29 protein-coding genes and 1 pseudogene are annotated in these 21,691 nt (G+C 66.4%); 9 read left to right on the forward strand and 21 right to left on the reverse strand.

Going from position 1 to position 21,691, the window contains the following annotated elements; all coding sequences use genetic code 11:
* Positions 1-41: 41 nt before the first annotated feature.
* From ACK1X7_RS25020 to ACK1X7_RS25070, 11 genes are all read right to left on the reverse strand, one after another.
* Positions 42-1,220 carry a tyrosine-type recombinase/integrase gene (locus ACK1X7_RS25020; RefSeq protein WP_413115656.1) on the reverse strand — a complete coding sequence of 393 codons (1,179 nt, stop codon included), beginning with the start codon at positions 1,218-1,220 and terminating at the stop codon, positions 42-44.
* On the reverse strand, positions 1,220-1,423 hold the full coding sequence (locus tag ACK1X7_RS25025) for an excisionase family DNA-binding protein (protein WP_413115657.1): 204 nt from the start codon (positions 1,421-1,423) through the stop codon (positions 1,220-1,222). Before ACK1X7_RS25025 ends, ACK1X7_RS25020 begins: the two co-directional genes overlap by 1 nt.
* On the reverse strand, positions 1,416-2,711 hold the full coding sequence (locus ACK1X7_RS25030; RefSeq protein ID WP_413115658.1) for a replication initiator: 1,296 nt from the start codon (positions 2,709-2,711) through the stop codon (positions 1,416-1,418). Before ACK1X7_RS25030 ends, ACK1X7_RS25025 begins: the two co-directional genes overlap by 8 nt.
* A 163-nt stretch (positions 2,712-2,874) precedes the next feature.
* Positions 2,875-3,171 (reverse strand): hypothetical protein, encoded by a 297-nt coding sequence (locus ACK1X7_RS25035; RefSeq protein WP_413115659.1) that lies wholly within the window; start codon positions 3,169-3,171, stop codon positions 2,875-2,877.
* Positions 3,172-3,195: 24 nt separating this feature from the next.
* On the reverse strand, positions 3,196-3,390 hold the full coding sequence (locus ACK1X7_RS25040) for a hypothetical protein (protein ID WP_413115660.1): 195 nt from the start codon (positions 3,388-3,390) through the stop codon (positions 3,196-3,198).
* A gap of 13 nt (positions 3,391-3,403) precedes the next feature.
* Positions 3,404-3,589 (reverse strand): mobile element transfer protein, encoded by a 186-nt coding sequence (locus ACK1X7_RS25045; RefSeq protein ID WP_037954184.1) that lies wholly within the window; start codon positions 3,587-3,589, stop codon positions 3,404-3,406.
* Positions 3,590-3,600: 11 nt separating this feature from the next.
* A complete protein-coding gene (locus ACK1X7_RS25050) occupies positions 3,601-4,227 on the reverse strand; it encodes a DUF2637 domain-containing protein (RefSeq protein ID WP_413115661.1) in 627 nt (208 codons plus the stop codon).
* Between the two features lie 24 nt (positions 4,228-4,251).
* Entirely contained in the window at positions 4,252-4,461 is a 210-nt protein-coding gene (locus tag ACK1X7_RS25055; protein ID WP_413115662.1) for a hypothetical protein, read from the reverse strand.
* A gap of 81 nt (positions 4,462-4,542) precedes the next feature.
* Positions 4,543-5,919 carry an FtsK/SpoIIIE domain-containing protein gene (locus tag ACK1X7_RS25060; protein ID WP_413115663.1) on the reverse strand — a complete coding sequence of 459 codons (1,377 nt, stop codon included), beginning with the start codon at positions 5,917-5,919 and terminating at the stop codon, positions 4,543-4,545.
* 5 nt (positions 5,920-5,924) lie between these two features.
* On the reverse strand, positions 5,925-6,275 hold the full coding sequence (locus ACK1X7_RS25065; RefSeq protein WP_413115664.1) for a hypothetical protein: 351 nt from the start codon (positions 6,273-6,275) through the stop codon (positions 5,925-5,927).
* 184 nt (positions 6,276-6,459) lie between these two features.
* Positions 6,460-7,245, reverse strand: coding sequence for a GntR family transcriptional regulator (locus tag ACK1X7_RS25070; protein WP_413115665.1), 786 nt, complete (start codon positions 7,243-7,245; stop codon positions 6,460-6,462).
* Between the two features lie 111 nt (positions 7,246-7,356).
* Between ACK1X7_RS25070 and ACK1X7_RS25075 the strand changes: the two genes are divergently transcribed.
* Genes ACK1X7_RS25075 through ACK1X7_RS25085 form a run of 3 tightly spaced genes read left to right on the forward strand, consistent with a single transcriptional unit; the run spans position 7,357 to position 8,642 of the window.
* Entirely contained in the window at positions 7,357-7,764 is a 408-nt protein-coding gene (locus tag ACK1X7_RS25075) for an NUDIX hydrolase (protein ID WP_413116907.1), read from the forward strand.
* Positions 7,765-7,821: 57 nt separating this feature from the next.
* Positions 7,822-8,235 (forward strand): ATP-binding protein, encoded by a 414-nt coding sequence (locus ACK1X7_RS25080; protein WP_413115666.1) that lies wholly within the window; start codon positions 7,822-7,824, stop codon positions 8,233-8,235.
* Positions 8,229-8,642 carry a hypothetical protein gene (locus ACK1X7_RS25085; RefSeq protein WP_413115667.1) on the forward strand — a complete coding sequence of 138 codons (414 nt, stop codon included), beginning with the start codon at positions 8,229-8,231 and terminating at the stop codon, positions 8,640-8,642. The genes ACK1X7_RS25080 and ACK1X7_RS25085 overlap by 7 nt, the downstream gene beginning before the upstream one ends.
* A 425-nt stretch (positions 8,643-9,067) precedes the next feature.
* On the opposite strand, the gene ACK1X7_RS25090 is transcribed toward ACK1X7_RS25085, so the two are convergent.
* Together ACK1X7_RS25090 and ACK1X7_RS25095 are read right to left on the reverse strand one after the other, a co-directional pair.
* Positions 9,068-10,648 (reverse strand): hypothetical protein, encoded by a 1,581-nt coding sequence (locus tag ACK1X7_RS25090; protein ID WP_413115668.1) that lies wholly within the window; start codon positions 10,646-10,648, stop codon positions 9,068-9,070.
* Between the two features lie 148 nt (positions 10,649-10,796).
* Positions 10,797-10,916, reverse strand: a pseudogene (locus ACK1X7_RS25095) (tyrosine-type recombinase/integrase); the annotation flags it as partial.
* Positions 10,917-10,970: 54 nt separating this feature from the next.
* On the opposite strand from ACK1X7_RS25095, the gene ACK1X7_RS25100 reads away from it, so the two are divergent.
* Both ACK1X7_RS25100 and ACK1X7_RS25105 read left to right on the forward strand, forming a co-directional pair.
* Positions 10,971-11,543 carry an HNH endonuclease gene (locus ACK1X7_RS25100; protein ID WP_413115669.1) on the forward strand — a complete coding sequence of 191 codons (573 nt, stop codon included), beginning with the start codon at positions 10,971-10,973 and terminating at the stop codon, positions 11,541-11,543.
* Positions 11,544-12,179: 636 nt separating this feature from the next.
* Positions 12,180-12,488: a DUF7677 family protein gene (locus ACK1X7_RS25105; protein ID WP_398158430.1), complete on the forward strand. Its 309-nt coding sequence runs from the start codon at positions 12,180-12,182 to the stop codon at positions 12,486-12,488.
* A 256-nt stretch (positions 12,489-12,744) separates the two neighbouring features.
* Here ACK1X7_RS25105 and ACK1X7_RS25110 read toward each other — a convergent pair whose 3' ends face one another.
* Positions 12,745-13,218 (reverse strand): hypothetical protein, encoded by a 474-nt coding sequence (locus ACK1X7_RS25110; RefSeq protein ID WP_385148320.1) that lies wholly within the window; start codon positions 13,216-13,218, stop codon positions 12,745-12,747.
* Between the two features lie 73 nt (positions 13,219-13,291).
* The gene (locus tag ACK1X7_RS25115; RefSeq protein ID WP_398158431.1) at positions 13,292-15,151 is read right to left on the reverse strand and encodes an alpha/beta hydrolase; all 1,860 of its coding nucleotides are present in this window, start codon (positions 15,149-15,151) and stop codon (positions 13,292-13,294) included.
* Between the two features lie 454 nt (positions 15,152-15,605).
* On the opposite strand from ACK1X7_RS25115, the gene ACK1X7_RS25120 reads away from it, so the two are divergent.
* Entirely contained in the window at positions 15,606-15,839 is a 234-nt protein-coding gene (locus tag ACK1X7_RS25120; RefSeq protein WP_385148363.1) for a hypothetical protein, read from the forward strand.
* Between the two features lie 582 nt (positions 15,840-16,421).
* On the opposite strand, the gene ACK1X7_RS25125 is transcribed toward ACK1X7_RS25120, so the two are convergent.
* From ACK1X7_RS25125 to ACK1X7_RS25135, 3 genes are all read right to left on the reverse strand, one after another.
* Positions 16,422-16,715 carry a putative quinol monooxygenase gene (locus ACK1X7_RS25125; protein ID WP_386947628.1) on the reverse strand — a complete coding sequence of 98 codons (294 nt, stop codon included), beginning with the start codon at positions 16,713-16,715 and terminating at the stop codon, positions 16,422-16,424.
* Between the two features lie 231 nt (positions 16,716-16,946).
* Positions 16,947-17,249, reverse strand: coding sequence for a hypothetical protein (locus ACK1X7_RS25130; RefSeq protein ID WP_398158432.1), 303 nt, complete (start codon positions 17,247-17,249; stop codon positions 16,947-16,949).
* 27 nt (positions 17,250-17,276) lie between these two features.
* A complete protein-coding gene (locus ACK1X7_RS25135; RefSeq protein ID WP_385146505.1) occupies positions 17,277-17,549 on the reverse strand; it encodes a hypothetical protein in 273 nt (90 codons plus the stop codon).
* A 512-nt stretch (positions 17,550-18,061) separates the two neighbouring features.
* Here ACK1X7_RS25135 and ACK1X7_RS25140 point away from each other — a divergent pair.
* The 3 genes from ACK1X7_RS25140 to ACK1X7_RS25150 all read left to right on the forward strand — a co-directional run bounded on the left by ACK1X7_RS25140 (position 18,062) and on the right by ACK1X7_RS25150 (position 19,945).
* On the forward strand, positions 18,062-18,907 hold the full coding sequence (locus tag ACK1X7_RS25140) for a DUF1684 domain-containing protein (protein WP_385146503.1): 846 nt from the start codon (positions 18,062-18,064) through the stop codon (positions 18,905-18,907).
* Between the two features lie 37 nt (positions 18,908-18,944).
* The gene (locus tag ACK1X7_RS25145) at positions 18,945-19,349 is read left to right on the forward strand and encodes a nuclear transport factor 2 family protein (RefSeq protein ID WP_385146501.1); all 405 of its coding nucleotides are present in this window, start codon (positions 18,945-18,947) and stop codon (positions 19,347-19,349) included.
* 95 nt (positions 19,350-19,444) lie between these two features.
* Complete coding sequence (locus ACK1X7_RS25150) at positions 19,445-19,945, forward strand: hypothetical protein (protein WP_413115670.1); 501 nt, start codon at positions 19,445-19,447, stop codon at positions 19,943-19,945.
* Between the two features lie 43 nt (positions 19,946-19,988).
* Here the strand turns inward: ACK1X7_RS25150 and ACK1X7_RS25155 are convergent, their stop codons facing one another.
* The 3 genes from ACK1X7_RS25155 to ACK1X7_RS25165 are packed head-to-tail and all read right to left on the reverse strand — an operon-like array spanning position 19,989 to position 21,612.
* Complete coding sequence (locus ACK1X7_RS25155) at positions 19,989-20,399, reverse strand: hypothetical protein (protein ID WP_385146497.1); 411 nt, start codon at positions 20,397-20,399, stop codon at positions 19,989-19,991.
* On the reverse strand, positions 20,396-21,055 hold the full coding sequence (locus ACK1X7_RS25160) for a hypothetical protein (protein ID WP_413115671.1): 660 nt from the start codon (positions 21,053-21,055) through the stop codon (positions 20,396-20,398). The genes ACK1X7_RS25155 and ACK1X7_RS25160 overlap by 4 nt, the downstream gene beginning before the upstream one ends.
* The gene (locus tag ACK1X7_RS25165) at positions 21,046-21,612 is read right to left on the reverse strand and encodes an RNA polymerase sigma factor (RefSeq protein WP_390793753.1); all 567 of its coding nucleotides are present in this window, start codon (positions 21,610-21,612) and stop codon (positions 21,046-21,048) included. Before ACK1X7_RS25165 ends, ACK1X7_RS25160 begins: the two co-directional genes overlap by 10 nt.
* Positions 21,613-21,691 lie beyond the last annotated feature (79 nt).

Here is a 21,691-nt window from a genome sequence, read left to right on the forward strand (position 1 = left end):
CCAGGCCAGCGGCCCGGGGCTTGTTTGTTGTCTAGACCTCTCTAAGCGTCTCGTGCCAGATCCGTGCCAGATGCCTGATCGTCGTGCTTCTCGGCGGCGGCCTTGGCCGCCTGGCGGTCGGCGGCAACGCGGGCATCGATCCCGGCGGCCACCTCCTTCTGACGCTCAAGCGTCGAGTGCTGGTAGATGAGCGCGGCCCGCGTGGACGACTGCCCGGCGCGCACCATCGTGTCCTTGAGCGTCGCCCCGGATTGGGTCGAGAGCGTGTGACCAGTGTGACGAAGATCGTAGAAACGAAAATCTCCCGGCAGCCCCACTTTGGCCCGCGCCCGTCGCCACTTCCGCCCAAAGGAGGACCGGCGGAACGGCGCCCCCTTCTCGCCGACGAAGAGCAGCCCGTTCGGCTCCTTCTCGGCGAACCACTTCACATGCTGCTCCAGGTCTTTCCGTATGAAGCCGGGCAGCACGATGAACCGCTTCCCCGCCTCCGACTTCGTATCGCCCACCACCCGCCGGCCGGTTGTCAGCTCGGGAGCCGCCCGGCGCACCCACACGCCGACCGTTTCGAGGTCTACGTCAGGCCGCCGCATCTCCGCCTGCTCCTCGGGGCGAGCCGGGCCGTACGCGGCGATGTAGACCATCAGCCGCCACCGAGGGCCCATGGCGTCGGCGAGCGCATCCACCTGCTCCACCGTGGCAATGGGACGCTCGCCCGCCGACTCCTTCCCTGCCCCGCGAATCCGGCAGGGATTCCGGCGGATCAGCTCGTCCTCAACGGCCGTCTCCAGGATGGCTTTCACCAACCGGTACGACTTCGCAACGGTCGTCTCCCCCACGGTCTCCAGCCGCTCAGCGCGCCAGGTACGAACGCGCGGAGGCGTGATCTCGTCCAGGTCCCACCCGCCGAAGACGGGGAGGATGTGCAGCCGCAGAAGGCGCCTGTACAGCTCGTCAGTTGTGGGCGACAAGCCGCGCTCCTTCACCCACCGCAAGGCGTACTCCTCGAAGCTGACGGCGCCCGCGTCCGGGTCCTGCCAATCACCCCGCCGCACCTCGGTCTGTTTCTCCGCCAACCAGTCGTCTGCGTCGCCCGCAGTCTCGAAGGTCACCGGAGCCGGGCGCATAACCCCGTCCGGGCCGGGATAGCGAGCCTGAAAGCGGCCGGAGGGGAGCTTGCGAACCGCTCCGAAACGACGCCGCTTCCCTTTGCCGTTGGCCATCAGGCAGCCCTCCGGAGGTGACGACGCCGAGGCTGCACCGTGTTGGCGTCGATGTACTCCTGAATGACGCTCTCCGGGATACGGACGTGGCGGCCCACCTTGACGTACTTGATGCGCCGCTCAGCGACCAGCCGTCGAGGGAAGCGCTGAGTGGTCCCCAGCAGCTCGGCCACCTGGGCAACGCTGAGGTACCGGTCACGCATGGGTCGGTTCTCCTTCCGTTCCTGGAGCGGGGGCGATGGTGGCGCTGAGCCATTCCTCAGCGGGGGTGAGGCCCGTACCGGCGTAGACCCAGTGGGCGAGGACCAGCGTGGTGTTGTCCTGCTCCGGCTCAGGCGCGGCAGTTTGGGCACGTCGCCATGCGGCGCGGGCATCGCGCAGCGCGCCGAGGGTGGTGGAGTAGCGGCGGGATTTGGTGGAGAAGTGGCCCCGGAAGCCGAGCATGTGAGCCCAGGCACGGAGCCGGAGGTGTTCCAGGTCCTTACGGGCGCCGAGCGCCCAGACGGTGCGGACGAGACGCCGCGCATGCTCGCTGATGTCAAGCTGGGCGACTTCGGCGATGAGCCGTATGGGTCGGTCCAGGGCTCCGGTCGCGGTCTCGGCGCCCTTGGTGGCGTACTTGGCGATGTAGGCGGCAACGGCCCGGTCGGTCAGCTCCTGGCCGCTGTTGAAGTCGGCGCCTCGGATGGGCCGTACATCGAGCTCGTCACCGAAGGCGAACGTGTGGGCCCGCCCGTCGATGACCGGCCCAGCAACCTGCGCCTTGGGCGTAGCCGCCTGGATAGCGTCGGCCAGCAGCTCGACGGTGGCCCAGGCCGGGGGCAGGGTGTCGCCACCGCCGGGACCGTCGATGCGGATCACGGCATGGAAGTGAACAGCTCCCCGCTTCTGGTACTCGGCGACCTTGGCGAAGGACAGCCGGGCGTGCTCGCGGAGGGCTCGCTGACTGAGTCCGGCCCGCTTGGCGACCTCCCGCCGCAGGTAGATCGAGAACCGCCGCCACAGCATGCCCGCGTGAGCGTTCCAGAGCACCGCCGATTCGTAGTCGTACCGGTCCGGGGCGAGAGGCGCACCAAGGGCGTCGTCGTCCTGGTCGTGGCGGACGCCGCACCGGCACGGGCGGACCGTGCCAGCCGGGCCGGTTGGCCGGTTGTGGACGGGGCCGAAGCTGGGTGCGGTGAAGGTGGCGAAGACGCGCGGATGAGTGGCGACGTCTTCCGGGGTGCCTTTGCCACCGCGTAGCCCGGCGGTGATCAGGTGGAAGGTGTCGCGTCGGTAGGTCTCGGCGCAAGCCGCACAGCGAGTGGTGCGGCGGTTGTTGCAGCGGACCAGGAGATGCCCGGCGGGCAGCTCGGCGGAGTCCAGGTGTCGGAGGACGCGGCCGATCTCGCCGGTGTCCTGGTTGAGGTGGTGTTCGGTGCGGTGGCCGTCGAGGCGGACGGGGTTGGTGCAGCCGCCGAGACCGGAGAGTTGGCGGAGCAGTGCGGGCATGGTGCCGAGTGCTGCCAGGGTGCCCAGTTCGGGCAGCGGTGGCGGGGTGGTGCGGGTAATGATGGGGTCTCCTCTTTCGGCTCATGGGTCGGGAGGGATTGGGCTGCCGGGGCGGCGGATGCTTGGCGGTATCGAGGCCGCCCCGGCAGTCGTGTGGTGTGGATCAGCGGCGGCGCTGGCTGGCCAGGAGCGAGCGCATGACGACGGCAGCCACGGCGACGGAGACAGCCGTCACGGCGACAGCGGCGAGCAGGGCGGTCAGGACGATGCCGACCGTGACCACGGCGCCGACCGTTCCGACGTTGAGCCCGCTTAAGACCCCGGCCGGGCGAGCTGGAGCGGGCGCGGTGGTGCGCTGGCAGGAGCAGGCCGGGGCGTGACTGTGCTGGGCCGCCGGGACGGCGGTGGGCACGTGGACGATCGACGGCGTGGGGGCTTCGGGGTACTTCGGACGGAACACGGCGATCTCCTCTCAGCTACTCGTCTAGTCGTGTTGGTCGTTGACGGAGTCGACGCCGGAGCGCGTACCGGACTCCACAGACGGCGCAAGCCCGGTGTGGGCAAGCCAGAAGCCGAACAGCGCGATCACGACGGCGACCCACAGGCGGACGCCCATGAACTTGATCGCGATCCAGGCGGCAGCGCCGAGGACGAGGACCAGGGGCAAGCTGACGGTCACGGGCGATCTCCTTTCAGCGGACGGGGCAGCGGTGCGTACGGGCGGCCAGCTCGGCGGCAGCGCGGGTGTCGTAGTCGGCGGAGAAGTCACACCGGGGAGCGGTGCACACGGCGGTGTGCTTCACGCGGCCCCGCTGGTCGTTGGCGGTGCCGACGCGGACTGGACCGATACGAGCAACGTTGCGGAAGCGGCGGAGCATCGTGGACTCCTTCAGAGACGGGAAGCGATGGCGTCAGCCAGCGGTGCGGGGACGCCGAGGCGGGCGCGAAGGGTGTCGGTGTCGATGGGCGATCCGGTACGGGCGTGGTGGTCGTCGGCGAGCTTGCGCGCGTGGTTCACGAGCGCGGCCGGAACGTGCGGCGCGGGCTGCTTCGGTTCGGGCTCTGGGGCGGCGGGTAGTCCCGCGGTTTCCGGTGCGACCGGGACCGATACAGCTACGGCAGGTTCGGCCGGAGCCGACGCGGTTTCGGCCGCTGGTGCGGTGTGGGCGAGGAGGGTTCCGCCGAGGAAGGCGACGGCGGGCCATCCGGCGACGAGGATGCGCAGCCAGTCCGGTACGTCGGCCAGGTCGAGCAGTCCGGCGGTGGCGACGTTCGCCCCGAGCGACGCGGCCAGGGCGACGACGAACCAGCACCAGCCCGCAGCCTTGGACGCCCCCGACCGCAGCCGACGCCAGGCCGCCACAAGCAGCAGGTCAACGGATACCGGATAGGCCCACGCCTTCCACCCGTCCTGCCCGGCCGCCGAGGCCAGGTCATGCAGGTGCGCGAAAGACAGCGCGGCAGCGATGACCGCTTGCACCAACACCGCGTCAACCCGCGCCAGATGAGCGCGCATGGGTAGGGACTCCTTCCGGTTCGGTCAGCCGCCCGCCGTGAGTTCGTCGGCACGGGCGCGAGCGGCAGCGGCGACCTCAGCGGCCTGGGCGTCATCGGGCTGAGCAGCGGCGATGCGCTCCAACAGGTCCGCTTTGCGGTTCATCAACTCGGCGCGGCTCCCGGCCCCGCGTGTGCGGAAGTCGGCCAGGTCGGCCAGGAGCGCGGAGACCTCGGAGATGGTGGGACGGGACACAGGGACTCTCTCTCGGTTTCAGGCATGGCGGGGGTAGGGACACGGCGCGGGTACGGTCGCGCCAGCCGTCAGGCGGGTGGATTACTCAGCGGCCGGAAGCGGCTTGAGCAGGGACGCCGGAGTGCTCACCGGGACAGCCGGCACGTCCGGCCGGAACGGTTCGAGCGCGGGCATGTCCGGCACGAGGTCAGCGGTCTCGCGGCACACTTCGGCCGCCTCAGCCAGCGACAGGTACGGCGTGCGGATGCGGGACCAGCCGCCGGACGTGTCCCCGGCGACCGCAAGACCGGGCCGTTCCGGAGCAATGGCGCAGGCCGCACCGACCGCTTCTGGGGCGATGTCACCAAGCGCCATCTTGGCGGAGGCTTCATCGTTCACGCGGTGACAGACCCGGCCGGTCAGCTGAGCCCGCAGCATCGTCGCCCCCTTGCCCAGCTCGGCGCCGAAGCGCTGCCCGCAGACCTCCAGGTAGATGCCTGCCGAGCGGCCGAGTTGGGCGAGGCGGATGAGCTGGGTGACCATCTCGTCCCGCCGTTCCTCGTCCTTCCGCGTGGCGACCAGGAACAACTCAGCCACCTCATCGACGAGCAGCACCACCGGCACCGGCCGCTCCTCCTCCGGCAGCCCCCAGATGTCAGAGGTGATCTCCTCGTCCGGGGTACTGGGAGCGATACCCTGCCGGGCCTTGATCAGGTCGTACCGGTCCTCCATCAGCCCAACCAGCAAGGGCAGCAACTCCGCCGCCTGCACAGGATCCGTCGCCAGCGCCGAAAGCCGTGAAGCGAACGGCGCCAGTTCCACACCCCGCTTGCAGTCGATCCCGACCAACGCGACCGGCTGCCGAGCGAGCCCGGCTATCAGATGCCGTAGGAACATCGACTTCCCCGACAAAGTGGCGCCCAGGGTGAGCTGGTGCGGGATAGCCCGGTAGTCCCGGACGAACGGCGTCGCGTCCTCCCGCAGCGCCACCGGCACCTTCAGGAAGCCACCCCCGGTCTTGCGCGGCATCCGCACCTTCCGAAGCACATCGAAGCCGATCAGCCGCAGCTCGACCACACCCGGCTTGATCTCCTCCACATACGCGCCGTGAACTCCCCAGGCATGCCGCAGCCGTTCGGCCGAGGCCGCCACGTCCGCCGGTTCCTGACCCGGCGCCAACCGCAGCCGAACCCTCAGCCCGGTCGACGTAGGCCGGATGAGCCCTCGACGAGGCGGAACCGGCCGGACCTCCCGATGCGTAAATGCCTGTACCGCCCAGGCCCGCAGCCGGGATGGCGGAACGGTCAGCCCACACGCGTCCATCACCGATCCGTACGACCCGAGCAGCCGGGCCGTGGAGATGGGCATCCCGACCGTGGACCAGTAGGCGGCCGGGTGCCGGGCCCGGAGGTAGGCAGCCCCGCCAACGATTCCGGCGACCGGACCACCCATCTCCATCAACGTCATCACGTCAGCCATCAGGCTCAGGCCCCCGCACCCACTGATATGGCGGCCGGGACGATGGCCTCGGCCCGGAAGGCGATCCCGTGCCGCTGCTGCCCGTTGAACACGGTGTCCCAGGGCCGGGCGATCAGGCCGATCAGGGTGACCGGCGAACCGAGGGCCAGCCCCTCCGTCACGCCGCTTTCCGGCACGGTGACCTGAAGCAGCGAGGACTCCCCGCCGTCGATGTAGACGACGCCGAGCCGCATCAGCGTCTCGCCGCTCTGCGCATCCTTGGCGATCTCGCCGGTCTGCCGGTCTTTCACCTTCGGCTCCGGCGCCTCAGTCAGCAGAACCGTGGCACCGGAGGTCTCAACTCGAATGGAACGCAACTACTTCTCCTCATCTCGCATTCAACCCACCTACTTGTGTAGATGAGTTGCCGCCTTCGAACCCGAACGAGCGGGAACGAGGACCACCATGCCACACAGCTTGCCCACTCGTCTATACGAGTATGCGTCTTCGTGTGTACGAGTCAGAAGAAGCAGCCGGGGGCCACCACGCCCCGGTCATGCGTCAGTTGGCGGGAAGCTGGTAGGCGAGGACGTACGCGTCAGCGGCCATCACGGTGTCACACACCTCCACCGCCCGCCCCTCGGCGTCGTAGGCAGTCCGGACCAGGTGGATCACCGGTACCCCGGAGGCGAGCTGGAGCGTGCGCACCTCGGCGGGCGAGGGCATCCGGGCCCGGATCTCCTCGTCGAAGTGGTCCAGGCGGTGCCCCATCTCCTCCAGCCGGGCGTAGATACCGCCAGGGCCGGGGTTGGGCTGCGCGATCGGCGTGTTCCGCGCCAGGTCCAGCGGCAGATACGAGGTAGCGAACTCCACCGGCCGCCCATCCAGCAGATACCGCCGCCGCCGAGCCAGCACCTTACGAGGCGAACCCAGCCGAGCCGAGATATCCGGCGACGGCCGCTCCTCATTCACCTCGAGGTTATCCACCTCCGGACGGCTCCCCGCCGCTTCCGCCTCCACCGTGAAGGCAGCCTTCCCCTGATCCCTATGCCGCCGGGCGAACCGGTCAGATGCCAGCCGCCTCACCGGTGGCCGGGGCCGGACGAAGACCCCCTTGCCATGTTCTGAGACCGCCAGCCCCTCTTGCTGGAGCAGCGACAGAGCGTTCCGCACGGTCATCCGCGAGACACCGAAGTGATCGACCAGCTCAGTCTCGGAGGGCAGCTTGTCCCCTTCCCGGAAGCGCCCCTTGTCGATCGCTTCCCGCAGCGCATCAGCGATCTGCCGGAACACCGCCCGGTCGCTCGTCGGGTCCAATACACCCAGGACGGAAGTCAGAGAAGGCATTCGCACATACTCCTTTAGGTATCTAGACGAGCGGCTGACCGAGATTGCTACGGTGGAGAGCCTAGCCAGCCGAGAGGGCCGAGGAACGTGAGCACTGAGCGCCCGCACTCCGTGAGCGTCGCCGGAGTCATCGTCGACGACGCGGGCCGTGCGCTGCTGATCAAGCGACGCGATAACGGTAAGTGGGAACCGCCCGGCGGCGTGCTCGAACGCGAGGAAACCATCCCCGACGCCCTGCAACGGGAAGTCCTCGAAGAGACCGGCATCAAGATCGCGCTTCCCGCGACCCTCACCGGCGTCTACAAGAACATGACCGGCCTGATCGTCTCCCTGGTCTTCCGCTGCGAAGCCATCGACGGCACCCCGACCACCGGAGCCGAGACCCGCGCCCTGCACTGGGCCACCCGCGACGAGGTCACCGAGCTGGCCGACGAGGCATACGCGATCCGCGTCCTGGACGCGCTCGACAACACATCCCCGCCGGCCATCCGCGCCCACGACGGCGTACGACTCATCTAGCACGAACCCACGACCCATAGCCCCTACCAGCACAAAGGAACTTGTATGGACGAGTATATGAGTGCTCCGCGAGTTTGGGGCCTGATGTGCCCAGGATCCCGAGAAGAAGTCACCCGCGCCCGCCGCTGGACCCGCGACATCCTCAGCAACCACCCCTGCGCCGACGACGCCGAATTGATCGTGAGCGAACTCGGCAGCAACGCCCTCACCCACACCGCCAGCGGCAGCCCCTACGGCACCTTCCAGCTCACGCTGTCCCTCTCACCCCGCACCGTCGCGATCTCCGTCACCGACGAGGGAGGCCACCCCGAAGACCCCCGCCACACGGAGGCCGACCCGGACGACACCCACGGCCGCGGATTAACCATCGTCATGGCACTCGCCCGCCGCCTGGACATCACCGGCAGCCAGCACGGCCGCACCGTCACAGCCCAACTCGTCGCACCCGAAGCAGGAGTCACCACATGCTGAGGCCCCTGCTACGCCCCGGCTACTGGTGCGAATGCTGGAGCCGTTCACCAGCCACAGGACCCCGCTCGGTCCTGCTCGCCTCCATCGAAACCAACAGCCCAAGCGAGGCCACCCGATGGATCCGCGTCACCGTGCGAACCATCGCCTCAGCACTCGACCGAGAAACAGCCCACGAGGCATGGGACTGGGTCACCCACGGCTACAAGGAAGCCGAAGACGCCCTCACCAACGGGGAAGCAGCCACATTCGCCCTCACCCAGCAAGACACCCACATCGAATGGATCCTCCGACCGGTCACCTTCCTACCGCTCGCACACCGCGAGTCTCGACGCCTCCCGGCATGCGCCGAACAGTTCACATGCCCCACCACACACAAGATCGCCCGACACCAGGCCAACGACCGCTGAGTTACAACCTTCTCTACGGGTTCAAGGCGGCTCGCTCCGCTCCCCGCGCGCGGCCCGGCCCCCGGCCGGGCCTGCGCTCCTGTCTCCGCCCCGCTCCAGCCCGGCCGCCGCCCGTGCCGCGCACACAGCAATCAGCCGCCTGATGCCAGAGAAGGGATACGTCGTGGCTGGGGCGGTCGGCTCCACGGCTTTAGGCACCTCCCCGGTCCGGGTCCCGCGTCGGGCAAGGCCAGGGGGCCACTCGTGCTCATTGCGGGCAGGTCCAAAGCCTGCCCGAGTTGCCAACTAGCGTACGGCCCCCTGACCATGCCCGACCCCAGACCGGGCAGGCCACCGCCCAAACCCGCTCCGCCGACTCGGGCAAAACCACCGCTCAATCCCCTTCGCCCCGGGCGTCAGACTGCGTTCGGCACGAGGCACGGGGATCACGCATGTGCATTGCTCGCATAAAACTGGCTCAGATCCAGAACTGCACGACGAATCGCCCGAAGGTCCTGCGTCGGAACCTCGACGTAGTCAGGTTCTTCATCCTCAGGGCCGAATGGCAACAGTCCCTGCGGCGCGTAGCGCGTCTGCATGAGGTCCACGTAAGCGCCGTAATCGATGACGTAGACATCGTAACGTTCACCGGGTTCGTCCTGCGCCGAGTATCCGCGCCTGACCACATGCAGAACCCTGGCATCAAAGAGAGCCAACAGTAGCGGATCACTGACTTGATTCTGGTTGACCAGAAAACCTCGGGCTTTCCGCTCCCGGATCACTTTATCAATGATCCAGTTAAGAAGCCTTGCAGCTTCCTCGCGACTCCTGATCGCGGCTTCCTTGTCAGCTTGGAACCAACTGCGACCGGCTGCTCTGATGTCGTGCACCGAGACCTTTCGCTCAGCGGCACGAATGGCGGCTTTCCCCGCGATATTTATGGCGTCCCGCGGCACACCTTCCGCCGCGCGCAACAATTCATCAAAAGAGCGACTATCCGTGAAACCTTGACGGATAACATCCTGCGGCACATGAAGGCCAATTGAAGGCTCATCACGAGCGGCTCCATAGGTCAAATGATTATAAAATAGGCTCTTGAAGAAATCGCGAGACCGCTCCTTACTCTCCTCGAAAACCATGAACTCATCGAGGCTTACGTTGGCGGCAATGTCTGCCCCGAGCTCTAAACCGATAATGGTTCCCGAGTCCAGCGCTGCACGAAAATTAGTCTGCTGCTCAATTGCCGCAATCTTAACGGTGAATTGATTCAACGGAAGTACGCACCGCACCAGAAATTCACCGAGGAGCGGCTGAATATCAGGGGGAACACTACTCCATTCGTCAATCATCAACCAGATGCGTCGACCGCCAAGCGAGTCAGAGAGATCACGCAGGGCGCGCGCAATGTCACTAAAGTTGAGCGATGTCTGCTCAGCGCCCCTCCTTGTCTCCTTGGTGAGACGCCTGGACTCGCCAGCAGACTCTCCAGAAAAACTCAACTCCGGCGCCTTAATGCCCAGCTTCACACCAAGGCCAGACTTACCAGACTTTTTACTTTCACCTTCCTTAGAGACTTCAACTTCACCCGAGATGCGAACTGTCGTGATCGTATCGACCAAACGATCCAGTCTTGATACTAGAGTTTCGTTTTCAATTAGTTCGTCATCACTTACGATTAGAGCAAGCAAGGCGTCATGAAATTGGCCCAGCAAATCAACTAATAGGCGTGCCGCGCGCTCGGTCGGCGGCATCATCTCACCCATAAATAGCCCCTCGGGTGATCCGATCGTCCGCAGGTCCAGATAGATGGGTATATTCCCCTGCCCGGCCACGACAGTTTCCAGATACCGGAGCGCATGCGTTTTCCCAGTGCCGCGCCGCCCGTAGAGAATTTGATGATCGACCGTTTCCATCACGATCGCAATCCCCGAGTCAACAAACGTATCTCTCAACTGTTCCGTCTGGCGTGACTCAGCACGCTTAGGCACAAGATTGAGGGCACGGTTCATAGTCGAAAGGCCTGCCATATCGCAACGCTAACTCAGAACCAGCGCAGATGTACATAGGTCTGCTAGATCAGGAAATCAAACAGACGTTCCGCACTCTCCTTTATGCCCCTTGCGTACATAATGCAGCCTTAGTCCCTTCTGTCACGTTTTTTTTGCTTTTCTAGCTAGTAAAGCGGGTGTGCCCGGCGTGACGAAGATCGTAGAAGCGGAAGTTCTCCGGGAGACCGACTTTGGCCAGAGCCTTCCGCCACTTCCGCCCGAACGTCGACCGCCGAAACGGGGGCCCTTCGACGTTGCAACTCACGGGGATGATCGGTCCGAAAATGCTTATGCTCAGCCCATGGCTCAAGGCAGACCTGACATCCCGACCACCCTGAAGCGGGCGGTACTTGTTGAATCCGGACATCGTTGCGCAATTCCAACCTGTAGGCAGACGCCCGTCGAGCTGGCACACATCACGCCATGGGTCAAGGTTCAAGAGCACACCTTCGAGAACCTGATCGCGCTATGCCCGACGTGCCATACCCGTTACGACCGAGGCGAGATCGACAGAAAGGCGATGCTTCAATACAAGGTCAACCTTGAGATTGTCAATCAGCGATATACGGATACTGAACGGCAGCTCTTGAGGGTACTCTTGCGTCAGCTTGAAATGAAGGAAACTTTTCGGAAATCCATTCCGGCAGGTACTGTACTTGCAGTGCATAACCCGAAGAATGATGCGCAGAGGCGACTTCTCGAAGTGCTTCACATCCACAGACCGATGTGGTGGCTGATAGCGAATCTACTGGATGATGAACTGGTGCGATTGGGGGAGCCGTGGCCGATGGTGGATCACAGTCTAAAACCTATTATGTTGACAGAAAAGGGCAATGATTTCATCAGGCGCTGGGCAAGCGCGCAACCCCTCTAACTAACGGCCACCCGTCCGTACCAGCGCCCACGACTCTCACCGCAGCCTGTATAACCCGCAGCCACTGATCCACATGGCGCTACAGGCCAGAAGCCGCATCGCCCACGAGTTGGCTAGGCCATCCGCCGAGCCGACTCGGCAGCAGAGCCACAGACCTCCGCTCCGCCCAGGAGCGCGAGCGTGCCAGATGCGTGCCAGAACGGACGGGGAATCACGGTCAACAAGGGTCTCTAAAGGCCTCCTGCTTCCAACCCCGCCAAGGGGCCATTGCAGCAGCTCAGAGCAGCTTTCTGACCCTGATTGGCCCGGTGATTCCCAAGCTCAGAGCGCGGGTTCGATTCCCGTCACCCGCTCCACACTTAAGGCCCAGGTCAGCGACCTGGGCCTAGTTTGTTGTTAGACCTCTCTAAGAGTCTTGCACCAGATCCGCACCAGAGGCCCTCGCGCCGCTTGCTCAGCACCCTTCTGCCGGTCGGCACGGACCAGGGCATCGTTCCCAGCAGCCACCTCCTTCTGTCGCCCCAACGGCGAGTGCTGGCAAATCAGCACGGCCCGCTCGGAGCCGCGCACTGAGCGGGCAGCCCGATGATGTTGGGACAGCTCAGTTGCATCCATGCGGACAGGCATGATGTAGCCGTGGGGCATCTTTCTCTCGACGTGCGTGCATCGATCCGGTTGTTCGCCTTCTACCTCGCGAACGGCACAATTGACGTCGACCTCCTCGATGGCATCGATTACCGGCCCGCCCTCTTCCAGTTCGGCTCTGCCCTGGAGCAGATTTTCGCGATCTACGGCAACGTGCTGGAGGTCGACGAGAGCGGGTGTGTGCTCAACGACGGAGAGGCGCAGTACCGCGCTGCCCAGTGGATCCGCGCCTATTGCGACCCGAGCTACCAGGTCGAGCCACCATTCCAGGCATGGGAGACCGAACTCCACGGCCCCTGACGGCCAGCTCACGCAGCGGCAGCCGTGCCAGGACAGGCGGGAAGCAGCGGGCGGCAACAGCCCGATCGGTCAACTCCTGGCTGCCGGTGAAGTCCGCGCCCCGGATGGGCCGCCCGTCGCCGCCGCGCTTCTGGTTCTCGGCAATCTTGGCGAAGGATTGCCGGACGTGGTCGCGGCAGGCGCGTGCTACTGCAGCGGGTCAGGGCCGACATGCAGGTCGGGTCGGCGTTCCACCCATCAGTTCGTAGATCTTCCCTCAGCCGGGCTCCCCGGCGTCGTGCGACTTCTCGCGGAAGCAGTCGGAGACGACCGTCACCTCGATCAATGACGTCTTGTCAGGGTGCTTGCGCTGATCGAGCAGTCGGATGTCCGCGGAGAAGTGGTCCCGAGTGAAGTTCGCGACGATCTGCGGCGTCTTCGCGGGACTTCCATCGGGCCCGTCCTTGACGATCTTCCAGTCACGCTTGGGAAGCTCCGCGCGAAGCCGCTCAAAACCACGGGACAGATCATCGAAAGGCACGTCGTAGACACTCCAGGGATGATGCATGCGCTGCACTCCCGCATCCTCAGGGTATCCCGAGCACGGCAGTGTCCCCGGACCGGGCTCGGTGACCTTCGCCTTCTTCAGGGCAATGATGTCCAGAATACTGCTGGACATTTTCTCTGCTTTCTTTTCCATGCTGCTGACATCGCGGACGTCCACCTTGTCCGCGGCCTTTTTGTCGTCCACCTGAGAACACCCCGCGAGAAACGTGAGGACCGGAATCACAAAAAGCGCTGCCCAAACCTTTCTGGAAGTCAAATCAATCATATTCAACCTTGTCATAACTGCCGGTGACCACAGCAGCCTGGTTCCGCAGCGCTGTGGTGTCGTCGTTCCAGTAGTCACCATGACCCTCGACACCTGATTTCACGAGATGGGCGCCGAACTCAGGGTCGGTGGGGATGTTCCCGTCACCACCGAGCCCGACCTTCCGCCCCCCTTCTCGGACCCACCAGTCGTCTCCCCCAATACCGCCGGCCTTCATGGCCCAGACGTGTTCACTCCCGACACCGAGGTCGGACGCGTGCCCCACCTGCATGCCAGGGCTGCCCGCCGCGACGATGTCGTCAACGGGCAAGACACCGCCTTGAGGGTCATAGGAGGTGTGGGACTTGGTGGCGTCACCGATGACCGTGCTGCCGTAACTGTGACCGATGAGGGTCGTATGGCCATGGTTGCCGGTCGCCGCTTCATGTGCCGCCTGATTACCGTCGAGGAACTGACGGAGATGGGGTGCCGCGGCAGCGGCGTATTTGTCGTGCCGGGCGTCCGGAATGGCGTCCGGGGCGTCATACCCCAGCCAGGTGATCGTGGACACCTTGGACTTGGGGTCCAGTTTATGGCTCTCCGCCCAGAGCCTTTCCCCACGACCTAGGTCGCCGCCGATGCTGCCGATATGCGTTTTCGTGCCCGGCACGTACACCGCTGTATGATCGGCGTTATCCGGGTTTCCGGTGGCCATGATGACGCGGCCGTCGTTCTTCTCCGGGTCGAAGCCGAGTAGATACGCCTCGGGTATGTGCTTCTTTCCACCGGTCTCGTCGAAACGCTTCTGGATCGCTTCCATGCCATCCAGAGCGGCGTTCAGATGGTTCCTGCGGTCGTTGTACTTGTAGTACCACTTCGCGTATTCGTCAGTGAAGACCTGGACCGGATAACCGGCGCCGCCGACAATCGTCTTGTATTTGACCAGGGGTTCCTTGGGAATGGAATTCAGCTCCTCCTGGTACTTGACGTGCATCACGTCCAGGTGGGTGCGGTTGGCCTCGTCCCGGACGACGGCGGGTAGCCCGTTCATTCCGCCCACGGCCTTCGGGTGGAGGGCGATATAGGCGTCCCTCTCGTCCTGGGGCAGGTCCTTCCACCATTCTGCGTTTTCCTTGGGGCTGCCGTCCTTCGGCGGGTGCTTGATGTGCTCGAGGTAGTCTTTGGCGCCCGACCTGACCCCGCCGGTGTCCCCGTCGACGTCGATCCAGTCCTTGTCCGAGACGTTCAGATCGTCATCGGCCTTCAACTTTCCCAGTTTCGGCGCCCACTGCTCGTCGGCCTCGGTCGCCTCCTGGACGGCCTGGGCGATCCGGTCGGCGTATTCGATCGCCCGGCCGAAGTACGGGTTCGGGTGCTGGCTCCCGGCCTGCCGGTCCAGGGCGTCGGCGATGTCATTGGCGTCTTTCCCCGGGTCGATGGGTGCACCGGACTCGGGTGCCCTGGCGCTGCCGGTGACCTTGCCGCCTTCCGGGGTCTTGCCATCAACCTTGTCACCACCGGGCGGATAGCTCACCGAGCCGTCGGCGTTCACCGTCAGATTCTCGGCCTCGGCGCCCTCGACTGCCGCGTCCAGCTTCTTCTTCGCCGCCCGCAGATCGAAAGCCAGCGCGTTCAGGGCGGTGCTGACCAGAGCGCACTCGACCTCCACGTAATGGAAGTTCTCCGAAAGGTTCCGTAACTGGTTGTACGCCGCCGTGGCGGCCTCGCCCTCCAGGGACTCTCGCATCTCGGCGGCGATCCGGCGCTCCAGCGCCTGCCTGGCCCGGCCGGCCATGTCGCTTGTCGTCTGGTAGCCGTCCGCCGCGCCCTCGAACTCGCTGGGCTTGAGGCCCTTCAGCGTCGCGTAGTCCACCGTTCAGGTCACCGGCCCTTGTCCTGGCCGTCGGCTCCCGCGGCTGTCACATTCTCTACGCCGCTCAGCAAGGCGGCCATTCCGCTCCCGGGATTCCGCGTCCTCCGGCGCACCTTCGCCCTGCCGGATTCACCCGCGCGCCCCGGCTTCCCGATCAAACCGTCGAGTTGGGTGCATGTGATGCCAGCCATGCCTTCCCCCGTGCACATTCGTGTCCCCCTTACTGTGCTGGAGCCACAGATTACAAAATATGGTCCAGTCGAAACAGGAACGATCGCTCTGAGCTGATCCCAGTCGCGTGGCACCTGGACGGGCTGGGTGTTGGTGACGTTCGTTCCGGAGGTGTTCTCCCGGGTGATCGCCGGCTGCCAGGCCGTGAACCGCATGCGCGCCGAACTCCCACGGGCGGCCGGGGAGACGGCGCTGTGGAGGAGGCGGGCCGAGAAGGGCTCCGTTGATCCATCAGAGCGGCCGAGGCCCGCGATACGTATCCATCCGGGGCACCGGATGGATCGCCAAGATCGGGGCCGCCGCGTCGGTCGGCTCGATCGCGGAGCCGTACGACAACGCGATGGTCGAGGCTCTGACCGGCGCCTTCAAGCGACGCGATAACGGTAAGCGGGAACCGCCCGGCGGCGTGCTCGAACGCGGGGAAACCATCTCCGTCGCCCTCCACCGTGCCACATGAAGATCATTCTGCAAGGACTCCTAAGCCGCGGGGCAGAAGCTCCTGCCATCAACGACACTGGCCTGGAGCGCACACCAGCATCTCTGTCAGACCGCTGATCGACCATTGCTTGCTAGCCAGTGCCGCTAGACGCGCCGTGCCCGATGCGTGCCCGACAGGGCGGTGAACCACGGTCAACGAGAGTCATTCGCAGATCTTTCCGCGACACCGTCTACCGTCCGTTCAAGCAGGTCAGAGCCGGTTTAACGCACACTGGGACCAGTGATTCCCAAGCCCAGAGCGCGGGTTCGATTACCGTCACCCGCTCCAGTACGAAGCCCCAGGCCACCGGCCCGGGGCTTCATTGTTGTCCAGACCTCTCAAGGGCCACCGTGCCCTCCGCGTGCCCTGACTCGGCAAGCACAGCCACCCAGACGGGGCCGCCGCACCATCCCCGGGTGGTGCGGCGACGATTCGTCTCACATTCAGAGACCCACTTTGAGTGACCTGTGTCGCGCGCGACCGGGGCGTCTTTTCGGACGACCGCAACTCCCTCGCCGGCGATTGCACTACAGGCGAGGGCGGGATCTCCGGCAAAACCCATCAGTCGAAGGGCGGCCCGGTATGCGAGATCTGGTGCTTGAATACCTGGTCGTCCTTGATGTCGACGGATACGGAGGGGCGCGGTGCCACCGCCCGGAAGGCGTCGAGGGCCTCCTGCGACTCCCAGTGCTCGAAGTTGTTCACGCGGCCCGGCTCGATCGGGTCGGGCGAGATGGACAAGTCGAGGCAGCCTGGGCGACTGCGGGCCGCCTCCACGATGGGGCGGTGCCCCTCGACGAAGCGGTCCCTGTCCTTGGGATCCACATACAACTTACCGGCAACGATCACCGACACGCCGCTTTCCCCTTCTCTCACATCTCCAGGCACGTAGCCCCGGCAAGGGCCGGCCGAATAGCCGCAACCCACGTGGGTGGACTTCCGACATCCGCGAAACTCATCGCCCGGCCCGTGGTGCCGCACGATCAGGTCGGGCTCTCTTCTGACGAGCGTGTTCGCTGGTGAGCGAATCGGCGGTAGCAGATGAGGGCAGCAGAGATGCCGGCGAAGGCCAGGAAATGATCGGCTTTACGCTCGTAGCGGCTCCTCCTCGCCGCCCGTCTCCGGTCGTCCGAGCAAGCCGTTTGTGGCGATCGCCGTGCGGCGCAGGATCTGCGCGGCTTCGGCGACCGGTGCCGGGCCCTCCAGCGCGACACTCATCTCCCGGTACGCGTCGGGCCGCCGGGAGCGCGCCTCTGCGACCTGGGCCGCGTGCGCAGTGACCTCGGCTTGCACCCGCGCGGACTTGGTGGCACCCCGGCCGGTGACCCAACTCGCGACAATCGCAGTCCCACCCGTGATGAGGCCGATTGACCAACCGCTGTCCGGCATCAGGGGATTGTGGCATCTGTTCAGCCGTCAGGCGGCCGTCTCTCTACGTATCTGATCAAGAGATTCCGAGGTGGTGGCTTGCTGGGCGGGCAGCCGGGTCCCTGCGGTGCGCACGATGCGCTGGAGTTGGCGAGGCCGTCGTCGCACAGCCGCCTCCTGGATCGCGGTGTCCAGCGATTGGGCGGCGCCGCTGTCGTCGTCGGCGAGCAGTTGGACCTGCGCGACGGTGATCAGCTCGATGACGCGCCGCTGCGGGGCCACGACGGTCGTGGGCAGCGGATTGGGTTCCACCAGCCGCATGGCCCATCGGTCCGTCCGGTGGAGACGAGACCACGAAGGCGGATCTCGTGGAGCGAGAACGGATTGAGCAGGCTCGTGTGGTCGACGCAGGAGAGCAGGTCGTCGGTCTCCCGCATCGAGGGCATCGAGGGCATCGTCCGCCCCCCGAAGCTCCGTCTTCACGGGGTCCGGGACCGCTTCATCGCATCGCGGCCTCTCGGAGATCACATACCTCGGAGTGCTGCGGGAGCGCGATCACCAGCGCGGCGTCCTTCCCGCTTTTGCCGTAACGGCAAGCAGCATTGCTCATGCGCTCGGGCCGAGCGGATCATCCAAGCCATCGATACCACCGGTCGGTCCGTGACGGTCGGGCGTGCACGGAAACGCGCCTCCTGACGACGTGCCGTCCCTGGCCGAGCTGCGGCGACCATCGACCGCCCATCGACCGCCCATCGAACCGGTCGAGGTTCCCGGTCGGCGGTGAGTCCTGACGGCGGTCGCGGGTGACCGCCACTTGGAGAGGAGAGAACACTGTGTCCAGTGATTGCTTCGATGGTGACGGCGCGTTGGCCGGATACGACCGGTGGCGTCGGAACCGGTGGGAGGAGATGGCGGGCCCGGACGGGAAGGCGGGCCGCATCGCCTATCGGCTGATCACGGAACCGGGTCAGGAAGTCCCCGAGGTTCCGGGGCGGTGGACGTCCACCGGCTTCTCGGGGAGTCTGACGCTGACAGCGACCCGTGCGGAGGGCGTGTCCGTCGACGACCAGGCCGTCGACGGCACGGTGGAACTGACCAGCGCCAGCCGCCTGTCCTTCCCCGGCGGGCGGCGCGGCACCATCGAGGAACTGCGGGGAGCCCATGTCCTGGTCGTGTGGGATCCGGCCGCGCCCACCCTCGTCGGCCTGCGCGGGATCGAGGCGTGGCCGTGGAATCCGGCCTGGACCATCGAGGCGGAGTACCGCCCGGCGGATGCCGGACGCATCCTGGAAGTGACCCGGCTGACCAGCCCGAGTATGCGGGACACCTTCCCGGCCCCTGGTGACTTCGTCTTCGATCTGGGAGGCGAGCGGCACACGCTCCGGGCGTTCGGCGTGGGCGGCGACACTCTGCTGATCACGTTCACCGACGGCACCAGCGGCACGGACACGCCCGGCATGGGCCGGTGGCTGATCCTGCCCCGCCCCAAGGACGCCACGGGTATGGCCCGTATCGACTTCAACCGGGCTGTCGTTCCCCACCACATGTTCTCGGCGGCCTTCCCCTGCCCCCTGCCGCCCCGGGAGAACCACCTCCCTCTACGCATCGAAGCGGGGGAACGCGCCCCCGTCTTCGCAGAAGAAGCGGCCATCGACACCGCGACCGGCCCCGCCGTCTGACATCCGCCGCAACCGGCGCACCCCGAAAGGAAGAACGATGACACCCGACCAGGACCTTCGCGCGGCAGCGGTGCACTACCTCCGGCAGTGGGAGGTGCGGGACTACGCCACGATGCGATCCCTGTGCACCGACACCGCCACCGTGTGGCACAACGACGGAAGCGGCGACCAGCCGATCGACGAGAACATGGAACTGCTGAAGCAGTTGGCCGCCGATGTCGAGACACTCCGGTACGACATCGTGCGGCAGTTCCAGGACGGCGACGAAGTGCTCCAGCAGCAGGTACTCCACCTGACCATGACCGACGGGTCCCGCAGTGACGTACACGCGGCGATGTACTTCCGGTTCGACGGCGGCCTCATCGACCGCATCGAGGAATACTTCAACGTCGTACCGATCAACGGATCCATGCCGTCGTCCGGATCCCCTGACCAGCGCTGATCGCGGCCGCTCCCGCGAAGCGGTTGGCCGCGGCAGGGCCCCGGATGCGGTACCGGATCCGGTACCGGATGCTGTTGGTAAATCCGGGGCCGTGCGTGACGTCGACCTTCAAGACCTGGTGTGGTCTCGCCGTCCTGCACGACGAGCACGATCGGATCACCAAGGCCGAGCACTCCTGGCTCTTCGCCGAAGGGGCCCGGCACGCAGGCGCCCAGGCCCACACGATCGCGATGCGGCACGGCTGCCACACCATGCTCCGCGGCGCCCGTCACTGGCACCGGCTCACCACGGACCTGGTCGGAGCCATCCTGGACCGGACCCCCATGCCGACCCACGGCACACGACGCGGGTGCGCTGCCGACCGCGCCCCCGCACTCAGCACTCAGCACTCAGCACTCAGCACTCAGCACCGTCGTGGGCATGCTGGATCCATGAGCAGGTATGACGACCTCAAGACCTATCTGCACACCACGCCTCTGCTGGAAGTGTGGCGAGACCTATTCCTGCCCTCCCCAGTCCGGGCCGCCTGGGAAGCTCGCTTCCCCGAACTACCGCCGCCCGGGGTCGGTCAGCCGCACGCGACTGGCTGTCGCTGAGGAAGGGGCGGGCCTATTTCGGGCTGTGGGCGGGTTGGCGGCATCACGGGGCGGTGGTCCCGGGACGGCGTGACGGGCCGTGTGACCGGCGGTGTCCGGTGGTGCGGGTGATGGTGACGACGACGGTGACGGGTCCGGGTACGCCGTGGCGGGTCGCATACGCGTCGACCGCCGATCGGACGCTTTCGCGAACGTCGCGTGCGGTGTCCAGAGCGCGGCGGTCTTCGTCGAGCACACAGCGGACTTCGACGTGCCAGGCGCCCGTTCGGGGAGCGCGTTCGGCGTGGATGCCGGTCTCGGGGGACGGCGCGGTGGAGCCGAGAGTCCGGCGGACCCGGGTAGCGGCTTCGGCCAGGGATTGGCGGAGGCTGGGCTGAAGTTCGGACACCCCCGGGACGGCCAGCGCCGCTCGGGCGGCGGTCCGCTCGACGCTGGTCGTGCGGACGGCGGTCACCGTCCGCTCCCGTCTCGAAGCGTGGGTTCGCCGGAGGCTATGGGCTTCAAGGGCTCCAGGACGGACGCGATTCTCAGGTCGATGGTGCTGACGGCGAGGCCGAGCTCGTGCCCAGCGGCATGAGCGACGGCCCGGCGCACCTCGGTGGCCCTGCCGGGCAGGGGTTGGTCGAGGGTGACGGCGAGGGTCATGGCGATGGCCACCCTGGTGCTCCCCTCGGCAGGGGTCAGGCGGCAGCTCGCGGCGCGCACCCCGGGGATCCGGTCGGCGGCCCGGCGCAGGGCCTTCGCCGCCGCCGTCTCCGCGATCCGCAGTTCTCGTGTGGGATCGTCCAGGGGCAGCATTCGGCCGAGCCGTACCTCGGCGCGTACCGCGCGCATGACCCGGTCGGCGACAGTGCGGGCGCTGGGGCGTTCCGCGCAGAGGGTGCGGGCGGTCCTGTCCAGGGCTGTCAGCCCCTCGATCGCCTGCCGGCAGAACGCGCAGCCGTCCAGGTGAGGGTCGGGCTGATCGCCGGCGGCGCGGGCCTGCTGCCAGGCGTGGCTCACCAGGCGCCCGCAGGGCAGCCGTTCGTCCCCGATGAGCCGTGCCGCGTCGGCGTCCCGGGCGGCCGTATCGTCGGGCGGGGGCGTGGCACGCGGATCGTCTAGCGCCATGAGGCCATCTCCTTCATCAGGGTGCGCCGTGCCCGGAACAGCCTGCCGCGTACGGTCTGTTCGCTCTCGCCCACCACGTGCGCGATCTCCTCGTACGACAGCCCGTGCAGCTCCCTGAGAACCCAGCAGGCACGCTGAGCGGGGCGCAGGTCCCGGAGCGCTTGTGTCAACGCCGCCGCGGCGGCCGCGCTTTCGGCTGCCCGGGCGGGTTCGCCACCGGCATCGTGGGCCGCCGGCTCGGAGACGGCGTCCAAGGACACGGAAGGGGCCCGCCCGCGCCGGACATTGAGGCATCGGTTGGTCACGATGCGGTACATCCAGGTGCGGAACGAGGCGTCCCCGCGGAACTCCGGAAGCCGCCGCCACGCGCTGATGAGGGAGTCCTGGACGGCCTCCTCGGCGTCCGGGAGGTTGCCCAGCATGTGGTACGCCAGTGCCAGCAGCGGTCCGCTGTGGCGCTGGACCAGTACGGCGAAGGCGTCGTCGTCGCCTTCGGCGGCCCGGGCCGCCAGCAGTCCGTTGTCCAGATCACGGAGGTCGTCTCCGGTCTCGCCCATTTGCTTGGGCGGGCGTGAATCCGACCCGGTGGGCTGGTGCGGAGCCGCGCACCGGAGTGGTGAGAGTCCTCCCTGCCTC

It is taken from the genome of Streptomyces sp. CY-1 (assembly GCF_047218265.1).
GTDB classification, from domain to species: domain Bacteria; phylum Actinomycetota; class Actinomycetes; order Streptomycetales; family Streptomycetaceae; genus Streptomyces; species Streptomyces niphimycinicus.